Origin of the sequence: Pricia antarctica (assembly GCF_900101815.1) — a bacterium.
Lineage (GTDB): Bacteria > Bacteroidota > Bacteroidia > Flavobacteriales > Flavobacteriaceae > Pricia > Pricia antarctica.
The window spans coordinates 1-6,044 of the sequence record NZ_FNAO01000023.1 but is presented as its reverse complement, the minus strand read 5'-3'; the positions used below and the strand labels follow the sequence as shown (position 1 = coordinate 6,044).

Here is a 6,044-nt window from a genome sequence, read left to right as displayed (position 1 = left end):
TGACCTCCCCCCGTTAAACCGGACAGTTTAAAACTAGAGATTTCTGGGTAAATATTGTTTAATATACTTGGAAAAACAGAATTTCAAAACATTTCTACTGGCGTGACATTTGTCAAATTTATAATTTGCCCTTATCAAGGATTTAAAAAAACTTGGTTGTTACCTCGTTAGTAGTATGTTGGGAATAGGGATACTCATTTTCCAAAAACTTCAATTGTTCGTCCCACCATTCATCTGTCTCCATTGCCAAGATCAGATCGGGTTTTTTTTTGTTCGATCAATTCGTGAAGAGGGTGTGTTTTTCTATTGGTCATTTTAACGTTTGACAATAAGATACTAAACTGGTCTTCAGAGGGCTGTGAATCTTTTGCCCAAGGCACATCTATGGGAACAAGGGGAGTATAATTTATCAGGAAAGCACTTTGGAAGAATCAATCCGCTCAACAGCGCAAAACTCAATAGATAGTTATACCATTTCCAATTTCTTGCAAGTATTCAAAATGCTATCAGGCTAATTAATGAAACGATGAAAAATTGGATGCGCGGAAAGTCCAGCGTTTTTAGATAACGGATTTCCGAATTTCTGAAAAAAGAGAGTATAGAGCCAAATGCCGCGGTAACCGCAATTAAATAAATTATGATATTAAGAAATTTTCTTAGGGTGTGTAATTTAAACTCTGTCCGGTTCATTTTTTATAGTATAACACAGCCCTTTATTTTATGGTTTTACTGAACTTGTCAGCGGAACGGAATACTTACTCTTAAGGTGGCCGCCATATAGGAAGCTAAAAGGATGGTTTCCATATAAAATCCAGTACCTACACTAAAGTTATACATTCTATGTATTCCCAATAAAAATAAGGCTGAAAATTTACCGGGGTTATGCCAACGGACAAGAAATAATTGTTTTTGGGCACCGATCTGAATTTACGCACCTTCCCGATTAAACGCCTAGGACAGCAAACCTATCGCTCAAATCACTGCGCGGGGTACGTACATCTTAACTTTTAGGTTTTCAGCAATTATTGATTTCGGAGTGTAATCCTTTTATCACTTTTGACACAATTGCGTATAGCTCGCTCACCGATTGTGGCTTGAGTTCCAAGACTTCATCTTTTAAGTCCCGTTTTGCTAATGTTGCACTTTCCCATCCTACATTTTTAAGCGTGCGCGAGAACACTATGTTCGGAATTTTGTCTATCGCCGTAGCAAACTCGTTCATTGCCTTTTCTTCGGAAGGATTTTCCAAAAGGGTCTGCCAAAATTTCATAAGTTGATATGTAGTCCTGCCATATAGAACTGCGTCTCCCTGACCTAAAAGTTGAGTATAATGTTGATGTATTTCCTCATCGGGTATTCCAGCAGTATGGTAGCAAAACCCGTCAAGTGTTATATTTAATGCTGCGATTAGTTTGCCCATTATCCTTTATTTGAACTTTTAGATATCACGTTGTAGCTATGAAATTATTTATTGATTTCATAAACGTTTGGTAGTAGATAGCCTATTTATGTGTTTCTGCCCTAAGTTGAGTACTAAGACGTTCTTGATATAACGCCTAAGTCAATTTTCTTTTTTGTGAACTTCATTTTTCAACCAATCAAGTTCATTCTTCACTTCCTTAAATACTTTGTTCCAGTGGAAATATTTACCCTCGTTACGATTGTAATGTTGTAACGGAACTGTTTTATATAAATCTGAAGTTAAAAGAGAAACTTGTTCCCAGCAGTTAGTTGCTTTTTCTAAATGATGAATTGCTTGTTTATGAAAATCTTGATTACCACTATTTACAAATTGTTGGTATGCAACAGCCGAACGCAGTTTATGTGCAAAATATAATCCCAGATTAGCCCATGTTAGGATATCGGTTTTTTCGTAAACCAAGTCCACACTATTATCTGTTTGTATAGGTGATACCAAATCAATCGCACGTTTGCAAAAAGTTTCAATCGAATCAGCCATTTCATGCGGTGAAATTTTCTTTGATAATGTGCTATTGCTTTCAATTTTATTTACATACTCTTGCACACTCATCAATAGGGTATCCATGGGAGTTTTTTCGGCAAGTTGTTTAAGTGAAATTAGCTTCATGGTATTTTGATTTTCCAAAATACTCGACATTCCTTCGCTGTACAGTGCATAATCCCAAGTAGCGTCCCAGTAAGAAGCAATGATGAGTGGAACTTTTCCAATGAGCGATTGAGCTTCGAAAAGGGAATTCCCATTCTCCGGGAACCTTGATTCAAATGTATTGGCAAAAAATTCGTCAGGTGTATCAGGATTGTACAGTAAACGTCCCCATTGTTTGTAAAACATCCATTGTCGCTCGAATGCATACTTCCAGCTGCCCTTTTCCCCTGCTGTAAAATAATCTACGGCAGGTATATAAGTTTCTGATCCCACAAAATATCCGGTAACATAATCCTGATTGTTTAATTCTATGTGCTTTCGGATGAAATCTGGCTGGCCCCATCGAAGCATAAAAAAGTCTTCATTTCTTACCATCCATGAAAGTTTATAGTTTGTTGGAGGTGGATTCCAATATGCATCGGTTAGTTTACCACCATGCACTTTAAAAAGATTTGGTGACGAATGCCCATGTGACCAGTTGTACTTTAATTCGATTATTATTGGGCCTTCAAAGACCGTGAGCGTGTCCAGGGTTTTACGTGTTATTTGCTCTACGCTTGCCATTGAATTACTGTCACCTTCACCCTTTGTTAAAGGTACCCGATGTATAAACTTTATTTTACGAGAAGCCTCTCTAGCTCCCTTAATATATCCATCCAATAACCATTGTTCCCGTTCTTCCGCACCCATACCAAACATGGCTTCACCCAAGGTTATTCCAAGGCCGGTCAGGTCTGGATATTCATCGATAACCTGTTTAACACTTTCACGGGTATAATCTTTAATAATGGCTGATGTGTCACCGTCGGTAAAATAATTGCCGTCGATGCTGTAAGTAGCCACATTGTGGGCTTTAGCAAACTCGGGCGAAACAAATATATTCCAATTCACAAGGTAAGTTTCTATCCCCCTGTCTTTGGCCATTCTAAATAACGTGGTCCAAAATTGCCTCCATTCTGCAAATTCTTCATTGCTCATTGAATTGGCTTCAGGGTATGATTTTGTTCTTACCAAATAATTAAATGGGTGCAGATTCCAAAGTGTCAGTTTATTAAACCGGTTTTCCACCATCATGTCCAGAAATGATTTCCAGAATACTGTATCCCGGCAAGTTTCATAATGAAGTTGAAGTGCTTCACTTCTGCGGTAAGATGACCAGGGCAGGTTGAATTTAATAGCTCTGAAACTGTAATGTGGACTCTCATCAACGTGAGAAAGCTCTCTTTTCCCTTGCTCAAGCTGTTCTCTTACATGATTTAGGCCATAAACCGTACCTGTAGAACCTCCTGCTGTGATATTTATATTTTTACCACGTTGCCTGATACTGTAGGCGTCCTCTGAAGTTAGAGAAGTATCGATTTTTCCACTTATAATCAAATCGGGATCTGCTGCCGAAATTTCAATATTTTTCTCGGTAACCATTTCTTCAAATTTTCCAACGGCTAGTTGAACCGGAGTTTCATCGTTGTTAATTTGTAAATCAACTTTTAGATTGTTGTCAGTACATGATGCAACAAAAACAAATGTAATAATTGATAAAATTCCATAATAGGTTTTAATTCGCATAATTTAGTCTTTATAAGTATTACAAGTCTTTCGATTAACTTTTAAGTGTTTTTTTATTAGCCCCCACTTCTGCAAAATTTTTTATTATATCTGATATATCCATGATATTGCTTTCCACAATAACGGTCTTTATATACTGACCTCTGTTATTATAGACCCCGAAGCATATAAAAAGGGTGATGCTAAAATGAGTAAATCTTAAAAAAACGAGATTAATTTAGTAGTTGAAATAAAAAGAAAACGAGATTAACTAAATATCTGCATGTTTTCTCTTAATGTCCTATATAATTTCTTCATTTGGGTTCTCACCGTATTTACAGAAATTCCCAGGGAATCTGCTGCAGAATTATATTTGAGAAGATTCATAACACTGAATGCAAATACGTTCTTACATTTACGTTCTTACATTGAGGAGGCAGTTTGTCCATTTCCTGTTGAAGTTTGAGATTCAATCCTATATTCTCAATTTCTACATTCTCCTCCAGAGTCATCCTTTTTGGCTCTATTAAATCCTTTTTTTTATTCTGACCACAAATATCAGGCTACTATTTTTAACAGATTTTCAAATCTAAATATAGACTTTAAGGTAGAAAATACTAGATGATTTACCTTTAATCAATAATTTTACAAACACATCCTGAACTATATTCTGCGAAAGATCTGGACATCACACATAACCAGATGAAAGCATGCAAAATTCTCATAGTACTGCTTGAACACGAGTACTATGTCCTTTCGGTAGCTGCTGTCCTTAGTCAAGTTTGGTTTATTATAGCATAGGTAACCGTTGCACAACCCCATTATTCCGAGAAGACGAAAGTCATATGGCTCTTTAAGAATATTTCATCTGACCGGTCAGTGGTGGAAAGCCATTTTTTGCTGCTTTCCAAAAATCGCGGACAGGTTTTGAAGGCGTTTTTACCGATGCGGCCTAGGCGAGCGCCATTACCTCTCCCTTCAACCGTTTTGGTCAAATTTGAGGTGTTTTTTCAGGTTATAGGCAATGGTGAGAGTCACATCACCTTGTTTGCCTGCTTAATTCCAATCGTATTGATTTTGCTGAGGCCCATTAACTGGTTCAAAGTTCCTAAAACAGAATCTACAGTGCTTTGCCGCTTGCCCTTCATATACGGACCCTCTGCTTTCACACGTTGGATATTTCGTTCGTATTCGGGTCTGTAGTGGAACAGTGTTTTTTGTGATTTTGCAATTTCGAATTTTTAAAGTTCATCACTAAATCGAAGAGTTAGGTTTTTCAATAATGAAATATATGACGTCTAATTCGGTGCCGGGGCAGTAAAGAAACTGATTAGGGAAATCGAAAACGCCAAAAAATAGGTCAAGACAGTATGCCTGTTCCTTTCCCCGTTTCTGGTTAAATGCTAATCGGACTCCATTCCAACGGTATCGATATGAAGTTGACCACCACGGAAACCATCAAGGACTTCTACGGGTATTTGTAACGCACCATACCCGAGTTTATCCGTCAGGAAGTCCAAATCGATTAGGTAGCAGGGCGGACCGGGAACAAATGGATGACCATGGCCCGGATATTTTACGGACCTGCCATCGGCCTTTTTATTGGTTTTGTTATCCCGAACTACTGGTTAAAGGATATGAGACTTCTATGGCTGTTGATCCATTATTGCTTTTCTGTTTGGTTGCCAGACATAACAGAAAAAATCCAACGCAAAAGGATCAATTCTATAGAAACAATCAGCAATTTCGTTTTCAAACGGTCCTTTCCATAAGTGAAAACGGCATTAGAACTACGTATCTGGCTAGTAAAATTTATATCATAAATGATGAGATTGCCAACCTCGAATCCCTGAACTTTACCGGTGGCGTTATCACGAGCAACAATGAGACAAGCATACATGTGAACGATGCCCCGTCCGTGCAAAATTAGTCGAGGAGTTCGATTATCTGATGAACGGGTCCGATATGCCAGAGGTCGATTTACATAAATTGGACAGTCTGTTGTATCGGGAGCTGACAAGTTGAGAATTCAATTTTTTAATGAAATCGGGTATAATAGGATTTCGAAGGATGGTCATTTTCGGTATTCAAAATTTCCGCTTGCTTGAAAGTATAAAATGTCTTCGGATTAAATACACTTCGGTTTATGAAATAAATCGGACTGAAGCCAAACTTAAGAGAGATATAATTCTTCCAGGTCGATTTGGTAGGCATTTCAGTCATCTAGCCTTTTATTTCCTCGGTATTCTAAAATCATAGTTACTGTCTTGTGTCCTATTGCTTGTTGTTGCGGACATAGTGCAGTACCACCATCTGCCTGGTTAAAGGTTCTTAAAAAAGCTATATTCCTTTAATCGCAAATCTCTATTTT

3 protein-coding genes are annotated in these 6,044 nt (G+C 37.7%); 1 reads left to right on the top strand and 2 read right to left on the bottom strand.

Annotated elements, in window-relative coordinates; genetic code table 11:
- Positions 1-1,015: 1,015 nt before the first annotated feature.
- Together BLT07_RS20290 and BLT07_RS20285 are read right to left on the bottom strand one after the other, a co-directional pair.
- Positions 1,016-1,420, bottom strand: a complete 405-nt coding sequence (locus BLT07_RS20290; protein ID WP_175455398.1) for a dihydrofolate reductase family protein — start codon at positions 1,418-1,420, stop codon at positions 1,016-1,018.
- A gap of 141 nt (positions 1,421-1,561) precedes the next feature.
- A complete protein-coding gene (locus BLT07_RS20285) occupies positions 1,562-3,694 on the bottom strand; it encodes a hypothetical protein (RefSeq protein WP_091874399.1) in 2,133 nt (710 codons plus the stop codon).
- A 1,531-nt stretch (positions 3,695-5,225) separates the two neighbouring features.
- Here BLT07_RS20285 and BLT07_RS20280 point away from each other — a divergent pair.
- Entirely contained in the window at positions 5,226-5,603 is a 378-nt protein-coding gene (locus BLT07_RS20280) for a hypothetical protein (protein ID WP_091874397.1), read from the top strand.
- The last annotated feature ends 441 nt before the right edge of the window (positions 5,604-6,044 follow it).